This window comes from Mesorhizobium sp. BR1-1-15, assembly GCF_020165475.1.
Lineage (GTDB): Bacteria > Pseudomonadota > Alphaproteobacteria > Rhizobiales > Rhizobiaceae > Mesorhizobium.
Map to the genome: position 1 here is coordinate 583,613 of NZ_JAIUIF010000001.1, position 24,273 is coordinate 607,885.

Sequence of the window (24,273 nt, forward strand, 5' to 3'; positions counted from 1 at the left end):
ATGCCGGCAGCAGCCGAATTGCCGCTTGCCGGTCTCGTCGTCGTCGACATGAGCCAGTTCCTGTCCGGGCCCTACTGCTCGCTCAGGCTGCTGGATCTCGGCGCCCGCGTCATCAAGATCGAGCGTCCGGACGGCGGCGACCTGTCGCGCCGGCTCTATCTCAGCGACACCGAGATCGGCGGTGATTCCACCATCTTCCATGCCATCAACCGGGCCAAGGAAAGCCTCGCCATCGACCTCAAGGACGAGGCGGATCTCAAGGCGTTGCGCGGCCTGCTGGCCAAGGCCGACGTGCTGATCCAGAATTTCAGGCCGGGTGTCATCGAACGGCTCGGCCTCGACTACGAGGCGGTCCGCAGGATCAACCCGCGCCTGGTCTATGCTTCGATCAGCGGCTATGGCGAGGAAGGCCCATGGGTCAAGCGGCCCGGCCAGGACCTCCTGGCGCAGGCGCGCTCCGGGGTGATGTGGCTGAACGGCGACGAGGACCAGGGGCCGGTGCCGTTCGGGCTTGCCATCGGCGACATGCTGGCGGGCGCGGCATGCGCGCAAGGCATACTGGCCGCCCTTGTGCGGCGCGGCATCACCGGCCAGGGCAGCCATATCGAAACCAGCCTGCTGGAAGCGCTGGTCGACTTCCAGTTCGAGGTACTGACCACGCATCTCAATGACGGCCGCCGTTTGCCGCGCCGCTCCAGCTTCCGCAGCGCGCATGCCTATCTGTCGGCACCTTACGGCGTCTATCCCGCCAAGGATGGTTACCTCGCCATCGCCATGACACCGATCCCGAAACTCGCCGACCTGCTGTCGCTGGAGGAACTGGCGCCCTACCGCGACAAGCCGGCATCGTGGTTCACCGCGCGCGACGACATCAAGGCGATCGTCGCGCAGCGGATCGCGACCAGGACGGTCGACGAGTGGCTTGATGTTCTCGAACCCGCCGACATCTGGTGCGCCAAGGTGCTGACCTGGCCGGAAATGCTGGCAAGCGGGGGCTTCCAGTCGCTCGACATGCTGCAGACGGTGACGCGCGAGGACGATGTCTCGATCCTTACCACCAGTTCGCCGCTCAGGGTCGACGGCATCAGGGCCAAGGTCGACCGGGCAGCACCGCGCATCGGCGAGCATGGCGCCGCGATCCGCGAGGAGTTCAGCCTGTGACCACGCGCTTCCTAAAGCCCACGCTCAGGGGCATGACCTGGAACCATCCGCGCGGCTATGATCCGATGGTCGCCTGCTCGTCGCTGTGGAAGCAGAAAACCGGCATTGCCGTCGAATGGGACAAGCGTTCGCTGCAGGACTTCGAGTCCTTCCCGGTCGAGGAACTGGCGCGCGCCTATGATCTGATCGTCATCGACCATCCGCATGTCGGCCAGATCACCGCCGAACGCTGCCTGGAGCCGCTCGATGTCGCCGGCCGCGAGGCGGAGCGCGCGGCACTTTCCTCCGGCAGCGTCGGCCAGTCCTATCCGAGTTACACATGGCAGGGACGGCAGTGGGCGTTTCCCATCGATGCCGCGACGCAGGTCCAGGCATGGCGGCCCGATGGGCTTGGCGCACCGCCATCGCGATGGAGCGAAGTGCTCGATCTCGCCCGGCAGGCACGCGTGCTGCTGCCGTTGCGGCCACCGCATTCGATGATGGTGTTCTTCACGCTCGCAGGCAATCTCGGGCATGCTTGCGCGACCGACCCATCCAACGATCTCATCGACGGCGAGGCCGGCAGCGAAGTCTTCGAGACAATGCGCGAGATTGCCGCGCTGGTCGACCCGGCCTGCTTCGAGATGGATCCGATCGCCGTTTCGGAGCGGATGGCGCAGGCCGGATCCCCGATCGTCTGCGCACCGCTGATCTACGGCTATGTTTCCTACGCGATGGCCGGGTTTCGCCCACATCGCCTGGCATTTGGCGACATCCCTGTTGTCGGATCCAGCGGCCCGATTGGCACGGCGCTTGGCGGCACAGGCATAGCGGTGTCGGCCTTCTCGAAGGCGAAAGAGGCGGCAACCGATTTCGCCTACTGGCTCGCCAGCGGCGAGGTCCAGCGTGGCCCCTATGCCGCGGCCGGCGGACAGCCCGGCCATGCCGCGGCCTGGGAGGATCAGGCCGTCAATGCGGCGACCGGCAATTTCTATCGCGATACGCGCGCGACCCTGGAGGGCGCATGGGTGCGGCCTCGCCATGATGGTTACATGGCGTTCCAGCAGGCCGCGTCCGACCGCGTCAATTCCGGCATGACCTCAGGGCATCGTTCCAGCCAGGTTATTGCCGATCTCAATCGCCTGTTTCGGCAGAGCGCCCCGGCGCAGGCGACCGGCACTGCCGGTGGAGGAGCCTGAAAAAATCGAACGGAGGAGACAAATGAACAGCCTGATCCGCGGCCTTGTGGCCGCAACCGCCTTCGCCTCACTCGCAACGACAGCTTTTGCCGAAGACGTGCAAGGCGTCATCAGCGGGCTGCCCGATGAACTCAAGGCGCAATATGACGGCGCGCCGCAGAAGGTGCTGCCATCGGCCTGGGACAATTTCAACCCGCCGTCCAAGCCATGGAAATGGTGCCATTCGGAATCCTACCAGGGCAACCCCTGGCGGGTCACCGTCACCAAGGAGTTGAAGCGCCTGGTCGACGGGCTGATCGCCGACGGCACCGTCTCCAGCTTCGAAGTGTCGGATTCCAACAACGACGCCAGCCAGCAGATCAACCAGATCCGCGCCTTCATCGACAAGAAGTGCTCGATCATCACCTCGATCCCGGGCTCGGCAACAGCGCTCGATGACGCCATCGATGCGGCCGCCAAGGCAGGCATCCCGTTCATCACCGCCGCCGGTTCGGTGACCAGCCCGAACGCGATCAATGTCGATTCCAACTATGCGCGCTGGGGCTACGACATGATGACGGCGATCGGCAAGGCCAAGCCTGATGGCGCCAGCATCCTGCTGGTCGAGGGCATCGCCGGCCACCCGATCGTGGTTCAGGAGCGCCAGGGCGCCGACAAGGCGCTGGCGGAAAACCCCAAGCTGAAGATCTCGCGCACGGTCAACGGCAATTGGACGGCCAATGTCACCAAGACGGTGGTGCTGCAGGCGATCGCCACCAACCCGGCGCCGATCGATGCGGTGTGGACGACAGGCAGCGAAAGCCGCGTCGTCGCGGAGGCGTTCGCCGAAGCCGGCCGGCCGGCGCCGCTGATCACCGGTTCGATCACCGGCGATGCCCTGGGCTACTGGAAGGCCAATCCCGACAAGTACCGCTTCGAGGGCCATGCCGTGCTGCCGCACTGGACCGCCGAAACGCTGTTTCGCGTCGGCGAACGCATGCTCGACGGCCAGAAGCCGAAGCTGAACACGCTGCTCATTCCGATTCCGCCGGTCCACAATGCCGATCTCGGCGCCTGGTACAAGGACTGCATGACGACGGATGCCGTATCGATCTTCCCGGTGCCGCCCAAGGATCCGATGCCGGAAGAATGGCTCGACGCCTATTTCTCCAACCCGGCGCCGACCAAGGGATGGGACTATTCGAAGGTGCCAGACGCCTGCGCGAAGTGACGCCTGGGCCAGATAAGACCTCGACAAGCCGGCTCCTTTCGGAGGGCCGGCTTGCCAGCTTCGAAACGCGACATGCTTGAAATCAGAAACATATCCAAACGCTATGGCGAGACGGTCGCGCTTGCGGACGCCTCGATCGCGTTCCGGGCAGGAACCATCCACACCATCCTGGGCGAGAATGGTTCGGGCAAGAGCACCATGGTCAAGCTGCTGTCCGGCATCGTTCAGCCCGACAGCGGCACGGTCCTGCTGCAAGGCAGGCCGTTTTCGGGCGGAACCCCCTCGGCCTTCCAGGCGCAAGGCTTCGCCACGGTCTTCCAGGAAGTGCTGATCGCGCCGGACCGCAGCGTGACCGACAATATCCTGCTTGGCCTCGACGGCCTGGTCCGGCGCGCGGTTCCCCGCAACGAGCGGCGCGACAGGGCAGCCGCCGCCCTCAAATGTTTCGCCGTCACCAACGTTCCGCTCGACATGCCCGCCGGGCAGTTGCCGCTCGCAGCACAGCAACTCGTCGTTCTTGCTCGTGCGGTCGTGCGCGATCCAAAGATCCTGATCCTCGACGAAGTGACCGCAGCACTCGACTTCGCCGACCGCGAGTCCGTTTTTTCGCTGATGCGCACGCTTGCCGGCGAAGGCTGCCTGATCCTGTTCATCACCCACCGCATGGATGAGGTGACGTCGCTTTCGGATCGCATCTCGATCCTGCGCGGCGGCAGCGTGGTGCGCACCGAGGAGCGCGGCGCTTCGACGCCGGCGGAGCTTCTCAAGGCGATGGCGCCACGCACCGCCGCGGAGCTGGCGCATGGCTGATCGCGCCGCCCTCACTATCCGCGACCTCGTCATCGCACCGGACGCCAGCCCGATCATGCAGGCGGTCGCCGCCGGCGAGATCGTTGGGCTCGCCGGCCTGGATGGCCACGGCCAGGAGCTTTTCCTCGAGATGCTCGCCGGCCTGGTCGCGCCGCTTGGCGGTTCGATAACCCTCGATCTGCCCGGCGCATCCCGCGCCATCACCGGCTTCCGCAAGGCCGTATCGAGCGGCATCGCCTATCTTCCGCGCGGGCGTGCCAACGGCATTTTCCCGACGCAATCGGTGCTCGACAATTTCGCCGTCTCGACGCTGTCTCGCGATACCCGCCTCGGCCTGATCAGCCCGGCGGCGCGCAAGGCGCGCTACGAGGCCTATCGCGAAAGGCTGTCGATATCGGCGCCTCGGCCCGACGCGCCGATCACCACCCTGTCCGGCGGCAACCAGCAGAAGGTGCTGTTGGCGCGGGCCCTGGCGCTGGACCCCGCAATGTTGCTTCTCAACGACCCGACGCGCGGCGTCGACGTAGCGACCCGGCATGTTCTCTACGACGTCTTTCGCGGGCTGGCTTCCGACGGCATGGGGCTCGTCATCCTGTCCAGCGAGATCGAGGAGATCCTTCTTCTCTGCCATCGCGTGCTGGTGTTCCGCGAAAATGAAGTCGTGGCGGAAATCGCCGGCCAGGCGATGACCACCGGGAACGTGATCGCAGCCATGTTCGGACGCGCAGCATGAGACCCTTCGCACGCATCCTGTCCCTCGGCCGAAGCGTCGGCTTCGCCGTCGTACTGCTGATCGCCCTGCTGGCGATCAATCTGATGCTGAGCCCGGCACGGTTCCAGCCGGGCTCCTGGGGTGCGCTGGTTGGTCTGGCGGCGCCGCTGATCGGTGCGGCCATCGCCTCGACGCCGGTGATCCTCGCCGGGCGCGGCGGCATCGATATTTCGGTCGGGCCGCTGATGGGCTTCGTCAACGCCATCGTGATCCAGGTGCTTTTCCTGCGCGCCGGAATATCCTCGCCGCTGGCGCTTGTTCCGGCGGCGCTGCTCATCGGTGCGCTGGTCGGGGCGGCGAACGGTTTCCTGGCGACCATCGTGCGCATCCAGCCGATCGTGGCCACGCTCGGCACCTATCTGATCCTGACGGGGGTGACGCTGACCATCCTGCCGGCGCCGATCGGCCCGGCGCCGGCCTGGCTGAAAGCCCTGGCGGGCCCACTCTCGCTTCTGCCGCTCGCCTTGATGTTCCTTTTTTGGTGGCTGGTGCGGCGCAGCCCTTATTACGACCAGCTGATGGCGGTCGGCAGCGACGATCGCGCCGCCTATACGGCCGGCGTCGACGTCACGCTCGTGCGCTTCATCGCCTATGTCATGACCGGCATCCTGGGCGGCTGCGCCGGACTGATGCTGACTGCGCTGATCGGGTCGGCCGATCCCAACATCGGCCCGACCTACACGCTGATCGCCATCGCCGCCGTGGCGCTCGGCGGTGTCAGTCTTGCCGGCGGCCGTGGTGGCGTCGCGGGTGCCGCGATCGGTGCTGTCGACATCTTCCTGCTGCAGAGCGTGCTGACGACGTTCAACGTCTCGACCTTCGTGCTGCAGATCGCCTACGGCGCCATACTGGTGCTGGCGGTGATGCTGACCGCGCTGCAGGAACGCCTTGCCATGGGGAGGCGCTGACATGGCTGGCCGAAATCTATTCGCGACAACCAATGCCCGTGTCGTCGGCGCCTTCTGCGTCGCTGCCCTTCTGCATCTTGCCGGCACCATCCTCATTCCGGGCTACTCCAGCCCGTTTGCGGTGCGCGCCATGCTGGTGCTTGCCTCGCTGCTCGCCGTCGCCTCGATCGGGCAGACGCTGGTCGTCATCATGGGCGGCATCGACCTGTCGATCCCCTTCGTCATCGGCTTTGCCAATGTCGTGGCCGCGCAACTCTACGGCGACGGATGGAATTTTGTCCTCGTCTGCGGCCTCGTCGGCGTGCTGGCGATCCTTATCGGTGGCGTGAACGGGCTGATCTCGCGCAGCCTCGACATCCAGCCGCTCATCGTCACGCTCGGCATCGGCATGGTCGTGCAAGGGCTTGTGCTTTTGTGGACCGCGGGCTTCCCTTCAGGCTCCGCGCCGCAGGCGGTTTCGAGCTTCGTGTCGATCGGCGGATCGGCCGGGCCACTGCCGGTTCCATGGCTGGTGCCCTGTCTCGTCGTTCTGGCAGCGCTCGTCGTCCTGGTGCTGGAGCGGACGCCCTATGGACGCCGGCTCTACGCACTCGGCAGCAATCCGGGTGCCGCGCCGCTGGCGCTGATCGATCCCGTCCGCATGTGGGTGATCACCTATGCGGCAAGCGCCTTCTTCGCCGCGGCGGCGGGCGTGCTGCTGCTCGGCTTCACCGGCTCGGCTTATGGCGATGTCGGGCAGCCATACCTGTTCCAGACCATCGCGGCCGTGGTCGTCGGCGGCGCGGCGCTGGTCGGCGGGCGCGGCAGCTATCTCGGGACTATCGCCGGCGTACTGGTGCTGACCGAGATCCACACGCTGCTGATCGGGCTCGGATTCCAGCCCTCGGCGGTGCAGGCAGCACTCGGCTTCATCATCGTGCTGCTGGTTTCGCTCTACGGGCGCGAACGGCACGTTTCGGCGACGATCTGAAGAACCCCAAGCAGAGCCGGTCAAAGCCGCCAGAGCTTGCGGGCGTTCGCGGACAAGAGCTTGTCGCGTTCCGAAACGCTGCAGCCGGCAAGCAGCGCATGAGTCGCCGCCACCCAGGTCGACAGACCGCCACCCAGCGTGCAGACAGGCCAGTCGCTGCCCCAGACGACGCGGTCCCAGCCGAACGAACCTATCGTGTGTTCGACATAGGGCCGCAGCGTCTCGACCGTCCAACTGCCGGGATCCGCATAGGCGACGACGCCGGAAATCTTGGCCACGACGTTGGGACGCCGCGCGATTTCGCTCATGTGTTCGCGCCACGGATGCTCGCCATTGCCCTTGATGTCGGGGACGCCGCAATGGTCGAGCACGAACTGGACGTCGGGCGCCAGATCGGCGAGCGCGATCGCCTTGGGAATCTGATGCGGTAGCACGACGAGATCGAAGGTGAGCCCGGTGCCGCCGAGCCGCCGGATGCTGTCCCGGAATAGCGCGCCTTCCGAGAGTTCATCGGGCATGACGTGGAGGACGCGGCGAAAACCCTTGACGAACGGCTTTGCTCGCTGGCGCTCGAGATAGGCCGCAAAATTGGCCTCTTCCGGACGGCAGGCGGCGATCGCCCCGGCCAGCATGCTGCCGGCCTGTCTCGACAGGCCTTCGACACGTTCGGTCTCGGCCTCGATATCGGCAGGGTCGACATCGACCTCCATATGCAGCACACGCTCGACGCCGACACGTTGAGCTTCCACGCCGTACTCCTCATAGGAGAAGTCGCGGTTGAGAGCGGGCACGCCGGCAAGCCACGGGTAGCGCAAGGCCGAGCGGTCGATGAGGTGCAGGTGGGTGTCGATGATCATGGCAGGGCTCCTCCCGTATCTTTCACATCATCTCACGGAGGAATTCTTCATTCAAATAAGAATTACGCCGATGAACCGACGGCCGACCCGGCCAGACGCGATAGCTTCTCACATGTGGCCAGCAGCAGTTCGATGGTGCGGGTCATGTCCGGCGCGGACGGTGCGTTGACGACGGTAATGTAAGGAATCGAAAGCGCCGCGATGGCCTTGCCGTCGGAGCCGCGCACCGGTGCCGACAGATTGTAGACGCCGGCAGTCTGCATCGAGGCCATCATCTCATATCCCCGTTCCCTGATCTGGTCGAGACGGGCAAAGAACTCGGGCGGCTGCGCCGTATTGTCGGTGCTGCGGACATGTTCGGAGATCATCATCTGGCGCTCCTCCTGCGAACGGAAAGCGAGCAGCACATGTCCCGAACCGGTGTCGAACAGGCTGATGTGGGCACCGACCCGGATCGAGATGCCCCAGTAGTTCGGCGCCTCCTGCTGGCCAATCACCACGGCCGAACCGCGATCGAAAACAACAAGTTGGTTGGCCTGCTGCGACGTCTCCGCCAGCTCCCGCATCAACGGCGTCGCGTAGGAAACCAGCCGCCGCACCGGCGCGTGCAGTTGCGCCAGGCCGAACAGCTTGAGCGTCAGTGAATACCGGTCACCGTCGAGCCGCGTGACATAGCCGCGCCGCACCAGCCGGTCCAGCATGCGGTAGAACTCGTTGGGGCTGCGGTCGAGCTTCTTGGCGATTTCCGCCTGCGTCAGGCCGCCGTCGACGCCGGCCAGCAGTTCCAGGATGTCGAGCCCCTTGTCGAGCGCAGGCGCGCGATACCGCTCGTCTTCGCTGTCATCCATGGGCGTTCCCTCCAGTGAAATCGATTCTTCATATACGCAGGAACGCCGCCGACGGAAACAAATTTCGCCTTGACGTTTCTATGAATGTTTTGTTTGTATATGAATGTAGCGCTTCTTGTCATCAGACGAGTTGCGGTCGCCGCCAAGGCGCACCCAGGGAGGATACCAATGAACAGACTGCTTTCCGGCGTGTGCGCCGGCGCTTTGTTGCTCGCGTCAGGCGCAGGCGCAGCCCTTGCCGGCGACCTGCCCGGCAAGTTCGAAGGCGTCACCGTCGACGTGAAGCTGATCGGCGGCCAGCAATATGAAAAGCTCTACGAGCGCATCCCCGAATGGGAGAAGGCGACCGGCGCCAAGGTCAACATCCTGACCAAGAAGAACGGCTTCGACATCGACAAGGAGTTGAAGTCCGACATCGCCTCGGGCAGCACCAACTGGTGCGTCGGCTGGAACCATTCCTCCTTCGCGCCGCAGTATACCGGCCTCTATACCGACCTCAGCAAATTGCTGCCCAAGGAAGAGATCGACGCCTTCGTGCCATCGACGATCAAGGCGGCGACCATAGATGGCAAGCTGGAGATGCTGCCGCGCGCGCAGTTCGACGTCTCTGCCCTCTACTACCAGAAGAGCCTCTACGAGAACGCCGACAACAAGGCCAAGTTCAAGGCGAAATACGGCTATGATCTGGTGCCGCCGGACACCTGGAAGGAAGTCACCGACCAGGCCGAGTTCTTCGCCAACCCGCCCAACTTCTACGGCACGCAGTTCGCCGGTAAAGAAGAGGCGATCAACGGCCGCTTCTACGAGATGGTGGTGGCCGAGGGCGGCGAGTATCTCGACAAGGACGGCAAGCCGGTCTTCAACTCCGAAGCCGGCGTGCGGGCGCTCGACTGGTTCGTCAACCTCTACAAGGCCAAGGCCGTGCCGGCCGGAACCACCAACTATCTCTGGGACGATCTGGGCCAGGGTTTTGCCTCGGGCACCGTCGCCATCAACTTGGACTGGCCGGGCTGGGCCGGCTTCTTCAACGATCCGAAGTCGTCGAAGGTCGCCGGCAATGTCGGCGTCAAGGTCGCGCCGAAAGGCTCGTCCGGCAAGCGCACCGGCTGGTCCGGTTTCCATGGCTTCTCGGTTACCGAGAACTGCCCGAACAAGGAGGCCGCGGCATCGCTGGTGTGGTGGCTGACCAACGAGGACAGCCAGAAGCTGGAAGCCGCCGCGGGCCCGCTGCCGACCCGCACCGCGGTCTGGGACTGGGACCTGAAGCAGGCCGAAAACGATCCTTACAAGAAGGAGGTCCTCTCCGCCTTCCAGGAAGAAGCCAAGCACGCCTTCGCGGTGCCGCAGACGCCTGAATGGATCGAGATCTCGAACGCCGTCTATCCCGAATTGCAGGCGGCGATCCTCGGCGACAAGACGTCCAAGCAGGCGCTCGACGAAGCCGCCGCCAAGGCGACGCAAATCCTCGAAGACGCCGGCAAGCTGTAGAACCGCTCCCAAGGCCGCCTCCCCCATCAGTCATGGGGGAGGCGCTCGCGTTTTAGGGCGCGCACTGCCTCGGGTGTTCCACGATGACGATGCCTGCCCCGCCCGGCTCGACAGGCGGCAATCGAATGCAACTCACAGGGTCCCAATGAAGGGCTTCAAGCCATCCGCGCCATTCCTGCTGCTGCTTCCGGCGATGATCGTGCTGGCGGCGGTCGTCGTGGTGCCGTTGCTTTTGTCGCTCTATTCCAGCTTCACGCCGTTCCGCCTGACCAAGCCCGAAACGTTCTTCGTCTTTGTCGGCTTCCGCAATTATCTCTCGATCCTGGCGAACGCCGATTTCTGGTGGGCGTTCGGCCGCACGGTTCTGTTGCTGACCATCGCGCTCAATCTCGAAATGCTGCTGGGCCTCGGCCTCGCCATGCTGGTCGAAAAGGCGACGCGCGGCCAGCGCATCCTGCGCACGCTGATGATGTTTCCGATGATGTTCTCGCCGATCCTCGTCGGCTTCCAGTTCAAGTTCATGTTCAACGACAATATCGGCCTGGTGAACAACGCCCTGCAATCGCTCGGCATCACCAGGGATGCCATTGCGTGGCTGATCGAAGGCCATCTCGCCTTCATCGCCATCTCGATCGCCGAGATCTGGTCGTCGACGGCGATCTTCGCCATCCTGATCCTCGCCGGGCTGCTCGCCATGCCCAAGGAGCCAATCGAGGCGGCGCGCGTCGACGGCTGCACGCCGTGGCAGACATTCCGTTATGTGACCTGGCCGTTCGTCATGCCTTTCGCCTACATCGCCATGACCATCCGTTCGCTCGACGTCGCGCGCGCCTATGACATCGTCAAGATCATGACCGATGGCGGGCCGGCGGGCCGCACCGAGCTTTTGTGGACGCTGGTGGCGCGCACCGCCTACAGCGACGGGCGCATGGGCATGGCCAACGCCATGGCCTATTTCTCGATCCTGCTGTCGATCGCCTTCACCGTCTATTTCTTCAACAAGCTCGCCGCGGCGCGCACGCAGATCGGTGCGGAGTGGTGATGGACGAGAATTCTTCCGCCCGCCTCAAGCGCCGGCTGCTGGGCATCGCCTATCGCATCGGCCTGTTCCTGGCGATGCTGACCATCTGCCTGCCCGGCCTGTGGATCGTGCTTTCGTCGCTGCGGCCGACGGTGGAGATCATGGCCAAGCCGCCGGTGTGGATCCCGCAGCAGATCTCGTTCGACGCCTATGTCGCGATGTTCTCAGGCATCGGCAAGGGCGGCATCCCGGTCATAGAGTATTTCCGCAACTCGCTGATCATCTCGGTGACCTCGACGGTGATCGCAGTGGCCATCGGCATGGCCGGCGGCTATGCCTTCGCGCGCTACCGTTTTCGCGGCAAGTCGGGCGTCTTTCTCGGGCTGATGCTGACGCGCACGGTGCCGGGCATCGCGCTGTCGCTGCCGCTGTTCTTCCTCTACGTGCGGCTCGGCATCATCGACACGCATTTCGGGCTGATCCTGGCCTATGTCGCGCTCAACGTGCCGTTCACCATCTGGCTGATCGACGGCTTCTTCCGCCAGGTGCCGAAGGACCTCGCGGAAGCCGCCCAGATCGACGGCTGCACCCGCTGGCAGGCCTTCTGGCAGGTCGAGTTCCCGCTTGCCGGGCCGGGCATCGCCTCCGCCGCGATCTTTGCTTTCCTGACCTGCTGGAACGAGTTCGCGCTGGCCTCGCAGCTTACCCGCTCGGTCAGCGCCAAGACCCTGCCGGTCGGCCTGCTCGACTACACGGCCGAATTCACCATCGACTGGCGCGGCATGTGCGCGCTCGCCGTGGTGATGATCATCCCGGCGCTCACCCTCACCTACATCGTCCAGAAACACCTTGTCGGCGGCTTGACCTCCGGCGCGGTGAAAGGCTGATCCCATGGCAACGGTTTCCCTCCAAAAGCTGACCAAGCGCTACGGCAATGTCGGGATCGTGCACGGCATCGACCTCGACATCGCGGACCGCGAATTCATCGCGCTGGTCGGCCCCTCCGGCTGCGGCAAGTCGACGACGCTCAGGATGATCGCAGGGCTCGAAGAGATCAGCGCCGGCTCGATCGAGATCGGCGGCCGCGTCGTCAACGATTTGCCGCCGCGTTCGCGCAACATCTCGATGGTGTTCCAGTCCTACGCGCTTTATCCCCACATGACGGTGCGCGAGAACCTCGGCTTCTCGCTGAAGATTGCCGGGGCCGCCAAGGAAGACATGGACCGCCGCGTCGCCGAAGCCTCGGCCATCCTCGGCCTCGACACGCTGCTCGACCGTCGCCCGTCGCAACTTTCCGGCGGCCAGCGCCAGCGCGTCGCCATGGGCCGCGCCATCGTACGCGATCCCGACGTGTTCCTGTTCGACGAGCCGCTTTCAAATCTCGACGCCAAACTGCGCACGCAGATGCGGACCGAAATCAAGAAGCTGCACGCCAAGGTGCGGTCGACGGTGATCTATGTCACCCATGACCAGGTCGAGGCGATGACGCTTGCCGACCGCATCGTCATCATGCGCGACGGCCATATCGAACAGGTCGGCACCCCAGACGAGGTGTTCCGACGGCCGGCGACGCGGTTCGTCGCGGGCTTCATCGGCTCGCCGCCGATGAATCTGCACGAGGCGACGATCGATGACGGCCACTTGGTTTTCGCCAGCGGCGAAAAGCTGCCATTGCCTAGCCAATTCAAAGCCAATGTCGCCAGGGGTAACAAGGTGGTGTTCGGGTTGCGGCCCGACGACATCTACCCGACCGGCCATGGTATCAGTTCCGGTGGTGCGGCCGACGTCCACCAGATCGAATTGCCGATCACGGTCACCGAACCACTCGGCAACGAGACGCTGGTGTTCGTCGAGTTCAATGGCGCAGACTGGGTTTCGCGCATGCTGAACCCAAGAGCTTTGAGATCGGGCGAGCGGGTGGCCATGAGCCTCGACCTGTCGCAGGCGCATCTGTTTGCCGCCGACACGGGAAAGTCATTGCGGAGCTGACGACATGGCCACGATCGAAAAGATAGAACTGCGGATGGTGGACCTTGTGCCCAAGGTCAAGCGCACGGACGCGATCCAGAGTTTCGTCAGCCAGGAAACGCCTCTCGTCACTATCACCGATTCCGACGGCGCCGTCGGCACCGGCTACAGCTATACGATCGGCACCGGCGGCTCGTCCGTGATGCGGCTCCTGTCCGACCATCTGTCGCCGCGCCTGATCGGCCGCGACCCCGACATGATCGAGGCGATCTGGCACGATCTCGAATTCGCCACGCACGCCACCACGATCGGCGCGATCACGGCCATCGCGATCGCGGCGATCGACACCGCGCTTTGGGACCTGCGGGCGAAGAAGCAAGGTCTGCCGCTGTGGAAGCTGGCGGGCGGCGCCAAGGACCGCTGCCCGCTCTACACGACGGAGGGCGGCTGGCTGCACATCGAGACACAGGCGCTGGTGGATGACGCGCTGGCCGCCAAGGCCAAGGGCTTTCGCGGCTCGAAGGTGAAGATCGGCAAACCGCACGGATCGGAAGATCTGGCGCGGCTGGCGGCGGTGCGCAAGGCGGTGGGCGACGGCTACGAGATCATGACCGACGCCAATCAGGGATTCTCCGTCGACGAAGCGATCCGCCGCGCAGCGAGGCTGCGTGAACTCGATCTCGCCTGGATCGAGGAGCCGCTGCCGGCCGACGACATCGATGGCCATGTGCGACTGTCGAATTCGACGCAGACGCCGATTGCCATCGGCGAGTCGCTCTATTCCATCAGGCATTTCCGCGAATACATGCAGAAAGGCGCCTCTTCGATCGTGCAAGTCGATGTCGGTCGCATTGGCGGTATCACGCCCTGGCTAAAGGTGGCGCATGCGGCGGAGGCCTTCGACATCCCGGTCTGTCCGCATTTCCTGATGGAATTGCATGTCAGCCTCACCTGCGCTGTTCAGAACGGCCGGTATGTCGAGTACATTCCGCAGCTTGACCAGTTGACCGGCAAGCGCATGCGCATCGAGGATGGACAGGCGCTGGCACCCGACGAGCCCGGCATCGGCATCGATTGGGACTGGGACGCGGTCAAGGCCATGAGCATCGCCGAATTCACCACGGCGATCACGAAATAGGGGAACGAACATGCAGCGGATGGGAATGGTTCTGGGACTGAAGCCGGAAAAGGTCGAGGAGTATGTGCGCCTCCATGCCGCCGTCTGGCCCGACGTGCTGACCATGATCTCGGCTTGCAACATCGAGAACTATTCGATCTACCTGAAGCGGCCGGAGAACCTGCTGTTTGCCTATTTCGAATACCACGGCACCGACTATGCCGCCGACATGGCCAAGATGGCGGCAGACCCGAAAACACAGGAATGGTGGGCCCTCTGCATGCCTTGCCAGGAGCCGCTGGCGACCCGCAAGGAGGGCGAATGGTGGGCTTCGATGGACGAGGTCTTCCATCATGACTGAAGGCGGTTTCGACCCTGCCTCACTCATCCAGTCCTGGCCTAAGCCTACAAAGCCCCGGCCGATCGTCACCTTCGGCGCAGGTTCGATTGTCGGCGATGCCCATTTTCCCGCCTACCGGAAGGCCGAGTTTCCGGTTGCCGGCCTCTATGATCCGGACCAGGCCAAGGCGCGGACGTTGGCCGAGAAATGGGGTGTCACCGCATTCCGCTCCGTGGAAGAAGCCGCCGGAATCAACGATGCGATCTTTGATCTCGCGACACCGCCCGGTCGGCATGCCGAGATCCTGAAGGCGCTTCCCGAGGGGGCGGTCGCACTGATCCAGAAGCCGATGGGCAACTATCTCGGCGAGGCAACCGAAATCCTCGAAATCTGCCGCGCCAGGAAGCTCAAGGCTGCGGTGAATTTCCAATTGCGTTTCGCGCCGATGATGCTGGCGCTCAAGGATGCCATCGCCAAGGGATGGCTCGGCGAGGTCGTCGACTTCGACGCCTGGCTGGCGCTGGCCACACCTTGGGAACTGTGGGAATTCCTGCTCAAGGCGCCGCGTGTCGAGATCGCCATGCATTCGATCCACTATCTGGACCTCGTCAGGCAATTGCTTGGCGACCCAAGAGGGGTGCACGCCAAGACGCTCGGCCATCCCAACCATACGGTGGCACAGACGCGCACCAGCGCCATCCTCGACTATGGCGACACCGTGCGCTGCGCGCTGTCGATCAACCATGACCACAAGTTCGGGCGCCGGCACCAGGCCTGCGAATTCCGCATCTGCGGCACCGAGGGCGCGGCCTATCTCAAACTCGGCCTCAACCTCGACTATCCCCGCGGCGAACCGGACGTCCTGGAAATATACCCGAAAGGCGGGACGGATTGGATTGCCGTGCCACTCGCCGGCGAATGGTTCCCCGATGCCTTTGTCGGGCGTATGGCCAATGTCCAGCGCTTTGCTTGCGGAGAAGACGACGAGCTGGTCAGTTCGGTCGAGGACGCCTGGAACACGATGGCGCTGGTGGAAGCCGCCTATAAATCGAGCGCGGCGCCGGCGACGCCGCTGGCCGAAAAGCCGTAAGGCAGGACATGGAACAGACCATTTATTTCGAAGACTACGAGATCGGCTCCTCGCGGCTGACCAGCGGCCGGACCATTACCGAGACCGACTTCATCGTCCATGCCGGACACACCGGCGATTTCTTCCCACACCACATGGACGCCGAGTTCATGAAGACGACGCCGTTCGGCCAGCGCATCGCGCACGGCACGCTGGTGTTCTCGGTCGGCATCGGACTGACGGCAAGCGTCGTCAATCCCGTTGCCTTCTCCTATGGCTATGATCGGCTGCGTTTTACCAAGCCGGTGTTCATCGGCGACACGATCCGCACGCGCACCACTATCGCGGCCAAGCAGGACGATCCGAAGCGGCCGGCCGCGGGCCGGGTGATCGAACGCTGCGAGGTGATCAACCAGCGCGACGAAGTTGTGTTGGCCGCGGATCACATCTACATCGTCGAACGCAAACCCGGCTGAGGCAGCGCTACGATCCGGTGGCGCGGGCGGTGATGCGCTCCAAACCGAGCAGCAGCGCCAGGGTCGCCACCACCAGGATCATGGTGAGCGCTGCTCCCGCAAAGATGTCGCCTCGGTCGGTGAGGCTGAAGATCGACACCGGCAGCGTCACCCAACCCGGCGGATAGACCATCACGGTGGCGCCGAGTTCACCCATCGACAGTGCGAAGCTGAGCCCGAACGCTGCGACCAGATAGGGTGCGAGCAGAGGCAAGGTGACGTGCCAGAGGCGGTAGGCCGGCCGCGCGCCGAGGCTCGATGCCACCTGCTCGAAGTCGGGCGAGAGCCGCGCCAGTCCGGCCGACACATTGCCGAAGGTGAAGGCCGATATCAGCACGAAATGCGCGATCATGACGATCGCGATCGTACCGTTGAGCAGCAGCGGCGGATGGCTGAAGGCGACCAGCAGGCCAAGGCCGACGGAGACCGAAGGCACGGCGCTGGGGATGAAGAACAACAGGCCGAGCAGGCGCCGCAGCGCGTGCCCCTGGACCCGCAGCGACAGCGCCGCCCAGGTGCCGCTGACCAGCGCCAGCGCGCTGGCTGCAAAACCGGTGAGAAGGCTCGCCTTGACCGCATCGCCGGCCGCGCCATGCAGGACGTCGCTGTAGTGTTCCGTCGTCAGGCTGCTCGGCAGCACCCCGTTCCACTGGCCGGCAAGGCTGGACAAGAGGATGACCGCAAGCGGCGCCAGGAACAGCACACCGAAGATCAGCGCGAAGAGAAGCCACAGAACGAGGCGACCGGAGCGGGACCAGACCAGCATGGCTAGACCCCCAGCCGGCCGGCTGCGAAACGATAAAGCCCGAACAGGCCGAGCGACAGCGCGATGTTGATCAGGGCGATGATGCAGGCGACCTGATAGGCCGATTCCTGGATCGCCTTGCCATAGATCAGCAGCGGCAGCGTGATGATCCCTTTGGCGCCGATGAACAACACGATGCCGAACTCGTTGACGGTGAGAAGCAGGCAGAGGCTCCCGCCGGCAATGAGCGCCGGGATGGCAGCCGGCAGGATGATTTGGCGCACGATGCGGAACGACCGCGCGCCGAGCACGCTTGCCGCTTCGATCTGGCCGCGGTCCACCAGCGAGAAGGCGGCAAGCAGCGGCCGCAGGATGAACGGCGTGTAGACAGTGACCTCGGCCAGCACCACGCCCCAGGTGGAATAGAGGAAATCGACTGGCGGCGACGGCAGTGAAAAGGCCTCCATCAGTCCCGCGTTGAGCATGCCTGCCGAACCGTAGAGGAAAGTGAAGGCGAGCGTCACCAGGAAGGTCGGCAATGCGATGAAGGTGTCGATCAGCCTGGCGATGAAGCCGCTGCCGGGGAACGGAACGAAGGCCAGGATCAGTGCCAGCACGAGACCGACGATCAGGCACCCGGTAGTCGCGGTAATCGAAATCGTCACCGTGTTGATCAGCGCGTTGAGGAAGAAGCGCGAATGCAGGACGCGGATCACTTCGGCGACATTGGCAACGCCGCTGTCGTCCAGGAAGGCCTGCCGGGCGATGAGCGCCAGCGGATAGAAGAACAGCAGGGCCAGGAGTGCGGCCGGCGGCACGATCCAGAATCTGCCAGGCTCTCTCCTGACCGCTGGCGAGGCGATAGCGACAGCCTCAGACACCGGCGTCTTCCGGAACGAGCGAGGTGTCGGTGGGCGCGAAGAACAGCGGCACCTTGGCGCCGGGTTCCGGCAGGGCCATCGGCAGTCTCGTCGCCGAGACGCGCACCGTCGTGCCGTCGACATCGAGCACGAGATGGGTGAGTTCGCCTTGCCAGTGCACCTCCAGGAGCGTGCCGACAATGCGATTGGTATGGTCGCCATCGGCCGTCAGGCTGAGGTGCTGGGGCCTGATACAAAGCAGGCTCCTGTCGCCGGCCTTCTCGTCACGGCCGGTGCCCATCAGCACCGCGTCGCCATGCCTTGCCGCGGCAAAACCCTTGGAGCCGGCAGCCTCGGCAATGGTGACCGGCAGGAGATTGGCGCGGCCGAGGAACTCGGCGGTGAAGCGGTTGGGCGGGCGGCGGTAGAGCTCGGTCGTCGGTCCATGCGAACAGACCGAGCCGTCGCGCATGATGGCGATCTTGTCGGCGAGGGTGAGCGCCTCTGTCTGGTCGTGAGTGACATAGAGGATCGTCAGGCCCGGCAGGCTGCGGTGCAGCCTGGCGATCTCCTCGACCATATTGCGGCGGATCTGTGCGTCCAGCGCCGAAAGCGGCTCGTCAAGCAGCAGCACGCGGGGCCGCACGGCAAGAGCGCGCGCAATCGCGACACGCTGCTGCTGGCCGCCGGAAAGCTCGCGCGGATAACGTGCTGCATAGGCAGCCATGCCGACGGTGCCGAGCGCATCCTTGACCCGCTCGGCGATCAGCGCCTTGTCGGCGCCCTGAGCCCTGAGGCCGAAGGCGACGTTGTCCTCGACCCGCATATGCGGAAACAGCGCGTAGTTCTGGACCACCATGCCGAGCCCACGCTCATAAGGCGGCAGATCGGTCACATCCGTCGCGCCAATGCGGATTCGTCCGCTTCTCGGCCGCACGAAGCCGGCCACCGCCCGCAAGGCGGTGGTCTTGCCGGAGCCGGACGGGCCGATCATCGCCAGGATCTCGCCGGGAGCAATATCCAGGGTCAGCGGATGCAGAACGACATGCGCGCCATAGGCGACAACGACCTTGTCGAAATGGACGTTGGAGCCGGCGCCGCGAACCTTCGCGGCGTCGATGTCCATGACACTGGTCCCAGTAAAAGCGGCGGCCGACATGGCATGGTCCTCCGGATTGGCAGGGATCAACTTCCGGTCGCTTCGTTCCACCGCTTGACGTAGTCGGGCAGCTTGGCCAGAGCGTCATCCCAGTTCGGCGACCAGATGGTCAGGCCCTTCATCGCCTCTTGCGCCTTCGCGAAATTGGCGTCGTTCGGCGTCACATCCTTGCGGGCCGGCAGGCCAAGAGCCACGGAACTGACCTTCGACTGAGCTTCCTTTGAGAGCAGGAAGTCGATCAGCTTCTTGCCGTTGTCGGCATTGGGCGCGCCGGTTACCAGGCCGATCTCATAGGGCAGCGCAAAGGTGGAGCGCACGCCGTCAGGCCCCGCCGGCCAGAACACCTTGATGTTGGGATTGTCGGCCATTTGCGACATGTTCATCTGCAAATCGCCGTTGGCGACATGCAGCTCGCCCTTGTTGACCAGCGCCGTCAGCTTGCCGGTCGAAGCGGAGGGGCCGACATTGTTGTCCTGCAATTTCCTCATGAACTCGAAACCTGCATCCTCGCCGCCGAAGGCATGGATGATCTGCAGCATGACAGCGGTGCCGTCGCCGGCCTGGCCGGGCGTCGAGTATTGGATCTTGCCCTTGAATTTCGGGTCCAGCAGATCGTCGTAGCTCTTCGGCGCTTCCGAAAGCACGGCGCTGTTGTAGATGAAGTTCATGTAGTTGTTGACCAGCGGCCGGTATTTGTCGGTGCCGCCGTCGATCTGGTCCGCCCCTTCGGGCTTGTAATCCTGCAGCAGGCCGCCGGCGGCGGCGCGCTGCACGAAGGGCGGCAATGTCACCAGCACGTCCGCTTGCGGGTTCGACTTCTCCTTGGCGACACGCTCAACGACACCGCCCGAACCAGCCTCGATATACTGCACTTTTATGCCGGTGGCCTTGGTGAAGGCGGCGAACTCGGTTTCGAACCAGCTGCCGTTGCCGTCATGCAGGCCATCGGCGGAGTAGATGGTGACGACGCCATCTGCCATCGCCGGTCCGATGAGGGCAGCCGACGCCAGCAACGCGGCGAAAGCCGCGACCATGGTTGCGTTGCGTGATTTCATGTCCAGTTCCCCTTTTTTGATTGATGGCACATTCTGCGATGCACTGTGGCGACCGCGCCGGCTGCTTCTGCTTCGATGGGTGCCGGCAGCGTCGTCGTTAAGTGCAACTCTGGGGATTGGAGATCGATAAGTAAAATCTATTTATTTTATGACAGGCAAACTTCATCTGATAGGTGTCGTGGAACCGTCGCAGTCATGTCGTGAACATGTTTCGGCCTGCTCAGGGCAGGCCGTCGAAGCGTTCGAGCAGGTGGTGATCAGACGAATGAAACGCCAGAAGTCTGCGCCCGCAACCGCGGGTCGGACGAGCGCACGGTCACCGGCCGGCCGTCGAGAATCTCAAAGCAGCGCGCGAGCGTGTCGTCCTCGAGCCGGCGCATCGCCTGATGCGTAAAGAAGGTGAGGTGCGGGAACAGGATGACGTCGTCGCGGCCGAAAAGCGCGCCCAACGGATGGCCCGATTTGGCCAGCGGCTCGACCGAATAGACGTCGAGCCCGGCGCCGCCGATGCGCTCGGAAACGATCGCCTCGACAAGGGCCGCCTCGTCGATGAGCGCGCCGCGCGAGACGTTGACGATGATGGCGGAAGGCTTGAGGCAGGCGAGTTCAGCCTTGCCGATCAGGCCGCGCGTGCTGTCGTTCAGCACGCAATGGATTGAGACGAAGTCGCAGGCGCGAAGCATTGCCTGGAGGTCGTCGGCTTTTTCGATGCCGGCGGCGCGCATCGTTTCGGCGTCCACACCGGGATCGAAGCCAAGAAGCCGCGCATGGAATCCCTGGCCGGCCATGCGCGCCATGCTGCGGCCAATTTTGCCACAACCGACGATCCCAAGCGTGGCGCCTGAAATGTCGCGTCCCAGCCAGCGCGGCTCGGGCCAGATCCAGCCATCGCGCGATACCGCCGCGGTGATGGCGGGCAGCCGCTTGGCTAGCGCGACCATCATGGCGAAAGCACCTTCGGCGACGGTTTCCTCGGCATATTCGGGCACGTTGACGACGGGGATACCGCGCCTCATGGCAGCGGGGATATCGATGGCGTCGATACCGACACCATATTTGACGATGCCCTTCAACCTGGGCGCCGCGTCGATCACCTCCGCAGTGACTGGCGTGTAGCACATCAAGAGCAGATCGGCGTCGGCGACCGCGGCTTTGAGCTCCGCCTCGGAAATGCCGTCCGGCAGCGTCACCAGCTCGACACCCCTTGCCCGCAAGCCGGCATCGATGCCTGGACATTCGAGCTCGCGGTCGGTGCGGACGGCCTTCACGGTCAGGCCGTCAGCACGGCGCGTTCGACGATGTCGAGCGCACGGTCGAGATCGGCTTTCGAAATCACCAGCGGCGGTGACAGCGTCAGCACGTTGCCGTGGCTGACCTTGAAGCTCAGCCCCCGTTCGAGGCAGGCATAGAAGACGCGTTCGGCAAGATCGCGCGCGGGCTGGCGCGAGGTACGGTCCTCGACAAGTTCGACGCCGACCATCAGCCCCCTGCCCCTGACATCTCCGACATGAGGCGAGCGCCCCATCAGATCCTGCATGCGTCCCAGCATATGCCGGCCAAGCTCGGCCGCACGCTCGACCAGTCCTTCCTCCAGGATGATATCGATCGTCGTCAGCGCCGCGCGCGTCGTCACCGGGTTCTTCTCGTGGGTGTAGTGACCGATGGCAAAACCGCCGGTGACGTCGAGATCGCGGCGGGCGATGACAGCGGCGATCGGCAGGATGCCGCCGCCGAGCGACTTGCCGAGAACGACGATGTCCGGCGTCACGCCGTCATGCTCATGGGCGAAGAATTTTCCGGTCTTGCCAAGGCCGGTCGGGATCTCGTCGAAGATCAGCAGCGTGCCGTGCCGGTCGCAGGCCTCGCGCACCCGATTCCAGAAACCGGGCGGCGGCGGGTTGGGCGTTGCCCGCATCGGCTCGGCGACGACCGCGGCCACATCCTGTTCGCGACCGAGCACATAGGCGATCATGTTGGCGCAGGCGAGCCCGGAGGCTTCCAAGGTGCCGTGGCCGTAAGGACAGCGGTAGCCGTCCCAGGGCGCGACATGTTCGGTGCCGGTCATCATCGGGCCGGCGATATGGGAACGGAAGGTCGCTTCGCCGCCGACGCTTGCGGCACCGAAGCCGGCGCCATGAAAGGCATCCCAGAACGAAACCGTCTTGAAGCGGCCGGTCGCGGCGCGCGCGATCTTCAGCGCCACCTCGATGGCGTCGGAACCGCCTGTCGTGAACAGCACCTTGCCGAGATCGCCGGGCGCCAGTTCCGCCAGTTTCTCGGCCAGTTCGACAGCAGGTTCGCAGGTGAAACGGCGCGGCGCAAAACAGAGGTCGTCGAGCTGTTTCTTGATCGCGGCGACCAGCTTCGGATGGCCATAGCCGAGATGGTGCACGCTGTTGCCGTGGAAATCCATGAAACGGCGGCCGGCGGTGTCCTCGATCCAGATGCCTTCGGCCTTGGCGATCGTCGAAAGACAGGGGCTGGACAGGCTCTGGTGCATGAAGGCCGAAGCGTCGCGGTCAAGCAGTCCGCGGATGCGCGGATCGTCCTGGCCGGAATCCCAGCGGCTGCGGGCCGCCGTGGTGTTGGAATCACCCTCGGTATGCACAAGCTCTTTGATCGCGACCATAACCCTCTCCGAAACGCGAATGAGGGAGCGTGGAACGCTCCCTCTCTGTTGTTCTGTCAGCCGAGTGGTCCGGTCAGGACCAGGGCAGCGAAAACGTCTTCACATTGGTGTAGCTCTTCATCGCCTCGATGACGCCTTCCTTGTAGCCATTGCCACTGTCCTTGATGCCGCCGAAGGGCGACATCTCGATGCGATAGCCCGGCACTTCCCAGATGTTGACGGTGCCGACCTGAAGGCCGGCAATGTATTTCTGCATGCGGGGGAACGAGTTGGTGCAGACGCCCGAGGACAAGCCGAAGGCGGTCGAGTTGGACAGCCTGATCAGCGCCTCGTCATCGTCCGGTGCGCGCACGATCGGGATGATCGGCCCAAACGTCTCTTCCATCACCAGTTCGGATGTGTGCGGCACGCGATCGACGACGATCGGCGGCAGCAGCGCGCCTTGCCGGCCCGGATTGTAGAGGATTTCGGCGCCCTGCCCGGCGGCCACGTGGACCCGGGCTTCGAAGAGTGCCGCCGCCTTCTCGTGCACGACGGTGCCGAGATCGGTCGTGCGGTCCATCGGGTCGCCGAAGCGGATCTTTCGGGCCCGCTCCAGCACCAGCGGCACGAAGCGGTCGGCGATGCTTTCCTGGACGAGGATGCGCTTGACCGCCGTGCAGCGCTGGCCGGAGTTCTTCGTGGCGCCGGCGACGGCGAGATCGGCGGCCCTGGCCAGATCGTCGTCCGAGAGATCGTTGAGGATGATCAGCGGATCGTTGCCGCCGAGCTCCAGCACCTGGCGCTTGTAGCCGGCTGTGCGGGCGATCATCTTGCCGACCGGCACGCCGCCGGTAAAGGTGATCAGGTCGATGTTGTCGTTGGTGATCATCTCGTTGCCAATGTCGGCCGGCCAGCCGGTCACCACCGAGAGCATTTCCGGCGGCAGGCCGGCTTCGTAGAGGATGTCGGCCAAAAGCAGCGCCGTCATCGGCGTCAGTTCGGTCGGTTTGACCACCACGCAATTGTTGGTGGCGATCGCCGGCGCCACCTTGTGCGAGACCATGTTGAGCGGATGGTTGAACGGGGTGATCGCCGAGATCGCCTTCAGCGGCTCGCGCGTGGTGAAGATCTTGCGCGCTTTGCCGTGCGGGGTGAGATCGCAGGAGAAGATCTGGCCGTCATCCTGGATGCACATCTGCGCCGACAATGTGAACACGTCATAGGCGCGGCCGACCTCATAGAGCGAATCCGTCTTGGAGATGCCGAGCTCGAGCGTGATGAGATCAGAGATTTCTTCCCGGCGCGACGCGAGTTTTTCCGCCGTGCGGAACAGGATCTGCTGGCGCTCGTAGCGCGTCAGCTTCGACCTGTAGCCGGCGGCGATCTCGAAGGCCTGGCGGGCATGCTCGGCGCGGCCGGCAGGCACGGTGCCGATAACGGTGTCGTTCCAGGGATAGCGCACCTCGACAACGTCGTCGGCATCAACCTTCTTGCCGGCGATGCGCATCGGCTCGTGGCGAACTTTGATGGCAGGGTCGAGTTGGGTCATGTGCTCTGCTCCAGCAGATTCTTGGGTACGTCGCGGCGAGGGTCGACCCCCACTCCGGCCCT

At 64.3% G+C, this 24,273-nt stretch carries 24 protein-coding genes; 15 read left to right on the forward strand and 9 right to left on the reverse strand.

Annotated elements, in window-relative coordinates; all coding sequences use genetic code 11:
* From LB541_RS02785 to LB541_RS02815, 7 genes are all read left to right on the forward strand, one after another.
* Entirely contained in the window at positions 1-1,161 is a 1,161-nt protein-coding gene (locus LB541_RS02785; RefSeq protein WP_140818437.1) for a CaiB/BaiF CoA transferase family protein, read from the forward strand.
* Between the two features lie 32 nt (positions 1,162-1,193).
* Complete coding sequence (locus tag LB541_RS02790) at positions 1,194-2,339, forward strand: extracellular solute-binding protein (RefSeq protein ID WP_140555712.1); 1,146 nt, start codon at positions 1,194-1,196, stop codon at positions 2,337-2,339.
* Positions 2,340-2,361: 22 nt separating this feature from the next.
* On the forward strand, positions 2,362-3,549 hold the full coding sequence (locus LB541_RS02795; protein WP_224617783.1) for an ABC transporter substrate-binding protein: 1,188 nt from the start codon (positions 2,362-2,364) through the stop codon (positions 3,547-3,549).
* 72 nt (positions 3,550-3,621) lie between these two features.
* Positions 3,622-4,359: an ATP-binding cassette domain-containing protein gene (locus LB541_RS02800; protein ID WP_140878794.1), complete on the forward strand. Its 738-nt coding sequence runs from the start codon at positions 3,622-3,624 to the stop codon at positions 4,357-4,359.
* Positions 4,352-5,092 carry an ATP-binding cassette domain-containing protein gene (locus LB541_RS02805; RefSeq protein ID WP_140878793.1) on the forward strand — a complete coding sequence of 247 codons (741 nt, stop codon included), beginning with the start codon at positions 4,352-4,354 and terminating at the stop codon, positions 5,090-5,092. The genes LB541_RS02800 and LB541_RS02805 overlap by 8 nt, the downstream gene beginning before the upstream one ends.
* Entirely contained in the window at positions 5,089-6,039 is a 951-nt protein-coding gene (locus tag LB541_RS02810) for an ABC transporter permease (RefSeq protein ID WP_140878792.1), read from the forward strand. The genes LB541_RS02805 and LB541_RS02810 overlap by 4 nt, the downstream gene beginning before the upstream one ends.
* Position 6,040: 1 nt before the next feature.
* Complete coding sequence (locus LB541_RS02815; protein ID WP_140878791.1) at positions 6,041-7,009, forward strand: ABC transporter permease; 969 nt, start codon at positions 6,041-6,043, stop codon at positions 7,007-7,009.
* 20 nt (positions 7,010-7,029) lie between these two features.
* Here LB541_RS02815 and LB541_RS02820 read toward each other — a convergent pair whose 3' ends face one another.
* A complete protein-coding gene (locus LB541_RS02820) occupies positions 7,030-7,866 on the reverse strand; it encodes an amidohydrolase family protein (RefSeq protein ID WP_140878790.1) in 837 nt (278 codons plus the stop codon).
* Positions 7,867-7,928: 62 nt separating this feature from the next.
* The gene (locus tag LB541_RS02825) at positions 7,929-8,714 is read right to left on the reverse strand and encodes an IclR family transcriptional regulator (protein WP_140497617.1); all 786 of its coding nucleotides are present in this window, start codon (positions 8,712-8,714) and stop codon (positions 7,929-7,931) included.
* Between the two features lie 168 nt (positions 8,715-8,882).
* Here LB541_RS02825 and LB541_RS02830 point away from each other — a divergent pair, with 168 nt between their 5' ends.
* The 8 genes from LB541_RS02830 to LB541_RS02865 all read left to right on the forward strand — a co-directional run bounded on the left by LB541_RS02830 (position 8,883) and on the right by LB541_RS02865 (position 16,193).
* A complete protein-coding gene (locus LB541_RS02830) occupies positions 8,883-10,202 on the forward strand; it encodes an ABC transporter substrate-binding protein (RefSeq protein WP_140655549.1) in 1,320 nt (439 codons plus the stop codon).
* A gap of 145 nt (positions 10,203-10,347) precedes the next feature.
* Entirely contained in the window at positions 10,348-11,244 is an 897-nt protein-coding gene (locus LB541_RS02835) for a carbohydrate ABC transporter permease (RefSeq protein ID WP_140514521.1), read from the forward strand.
* Positions 11,244-12,110, forward strand: coding sequence for a carbohydrate ABC transporter permease (locus LB541_RS02840; RefSeq protein WP_140564375.1), 867 nt, complete (start codon positions 11,244-11,246; stop codon positions 12,108-12,110). Before LB541_RS02835 ends, LB541_RS02840 begins: the two co-directional genes overlap by 1 nt.
* Positions 12,111-12,114: 4 nt before the next feature.
* On the forward strand, positions 12,115-13,212 hold the full coding sequence (locus tag LB541_RS02845) for an ABC transporter ATP-binding protein (RefSeq protein ID WP_140728076.1): 1,098 nt from the start codon (positions 12,115-12,117) through the stop codon (positions 13,210-13,212).
* Positions 13,213-13,216: 4 nt separating this feature from the next.
* A complete protein-coding gene (locus tag LB541_RS02850) occupies positions 13,217-14,329 on the forward strand; it encodes a mandelate racemase/muconate lactonizing enzyme family protein (protein ID WP_224617786.1) in 1,113 nt (370 codons plus the stop codon).
* Between the two features lie 10 nt (positions 14,330-14,339).
* Positions 14,340-14,669 (forward strand): L-rhamnose mutarotase, encoded by a 330-nt coding sequence (locus tag LB541_RS02855; protein WP_140497605.1) that lies wholly within the window; start codon positions 14,340-14,342, stop codon positions 14,667-14,669.
* A complete protein-coding gene (locus tag LB541_RS02860) occupies positions 14,662-15,738 on the forward strand; it encodes a Gfo/Idh/MocA family protein (RefSeq protein ID WP_140564377.1) in 1,077 nt (358 codons plus the stop codon). Before LB541_RS02855 ends, LB541_RS02860 begins: the two co-directional genes overlap by 8 nt.
* Before the next feature lie 8 nt (positions 15,739-15,746).
* Positions 15,747-16,193 (forward strand): MaoC/PaaZ C-terminal domain-containing protein, encoded by a 447-nt coding sequence (locus LB541_RS02865; protein WP_140663294.1) that lies wholly within the window; start codon positions 15,747-15,749, stop codon positions 16,191-16,193.
* Positions 16,194-16,200: 7 nt separating this feature from the next.
* Here the strand turns inward: LB541_RS02865 and LB541_RS02870 are convergent, their stop codons facing one another.
* From LB541_RS02870 to phnY, 7 genes are all read right to left on the reverse strand, one after another.
* On the reverse strand, positions 16,201-16,998 hold the full coding sequence (locus LB541_RS02870) for an ABC transporter permease subunit (protein ID WP_140514512.1): 798 nt from the start codon (positions 16,996-16,998) through the stop codon (positions 16,201-16,203).
* A 2-nt stretch (positions 16,999-17,000) separates the two neighbouring features.
* Entirely contained in the window at positions 17,001-17,858 is an 858-nt protein-coding gene (locus tag LB541_RS02875; protein ID WP_224617788.1) for a 2-aminoethylphosphonate ABC transporter permease subunit, read from the reverse strand.
* Complete coding sequence (locus LB541_RS02880; RefSeq protein ID WP_224519131.1) at positions 17,851-18,963, reverse strand: ABC transporter ATP-binding protein; 1,113 nt, start codon at positions 18,961-18,963, stop codon at positions 17,851-17,853. The genes LB541_RS02875 and LB541_RS02880 overlap by 8 nt, the downstream gene beginning before the upstream one ends.
* A gap of 59 nt (positions 18,964-19,022) precedes the next feature.
* Entirely contained in the window at positions 19,023-20,051 is a 1,029-nt protein-coding gene (locus tag LB541_RS02885; RefSeq protein WP_140623730.1) for a 2-aminoethylphosphonate ABC transporter substrate-binding protein, read from the reverse strand.
* Between the two features lie 257 nt (positions 20,052-20,308).
* A complete protein-coding gene (locus LB541_RS02890; protein WP_224617790.1) occupies positions 20,309-21,319 on the reverse strand; it encodes an NAD(P)-dependent oxidoreductase in 1,011 nt (336 codons plus the stop codon).
* Between the two features lie 2 nt (positions 21,320-21,321).
* Positions 21,322-22,680, reverse strand: a complete 1,359-nt coding sequence (locus tag LB541_RS02895; RefSeq protein ID WP_140564382.1) for an aspartate aminotransferase family protein — start codon at positions 22,678-22,680, stop codon at positions 21,322-21,324.
* 73 nt (positions 22,681-22,753) lie between these two features.
* Positions 22,754-24,211 (reverse strand): phosphonoacetaldehyde dehydrogenase, encoded by a 1,458-nt coding sequence (gene phnY / locus LB541_RS02900; protein WP_224617793.1) that lies wholly within the window; start codon positions 24,209-24,211, stop codon positions 22,754-22,756.
* Positions 24,212-24,273 lie beyond the last annotated feature (62 nt).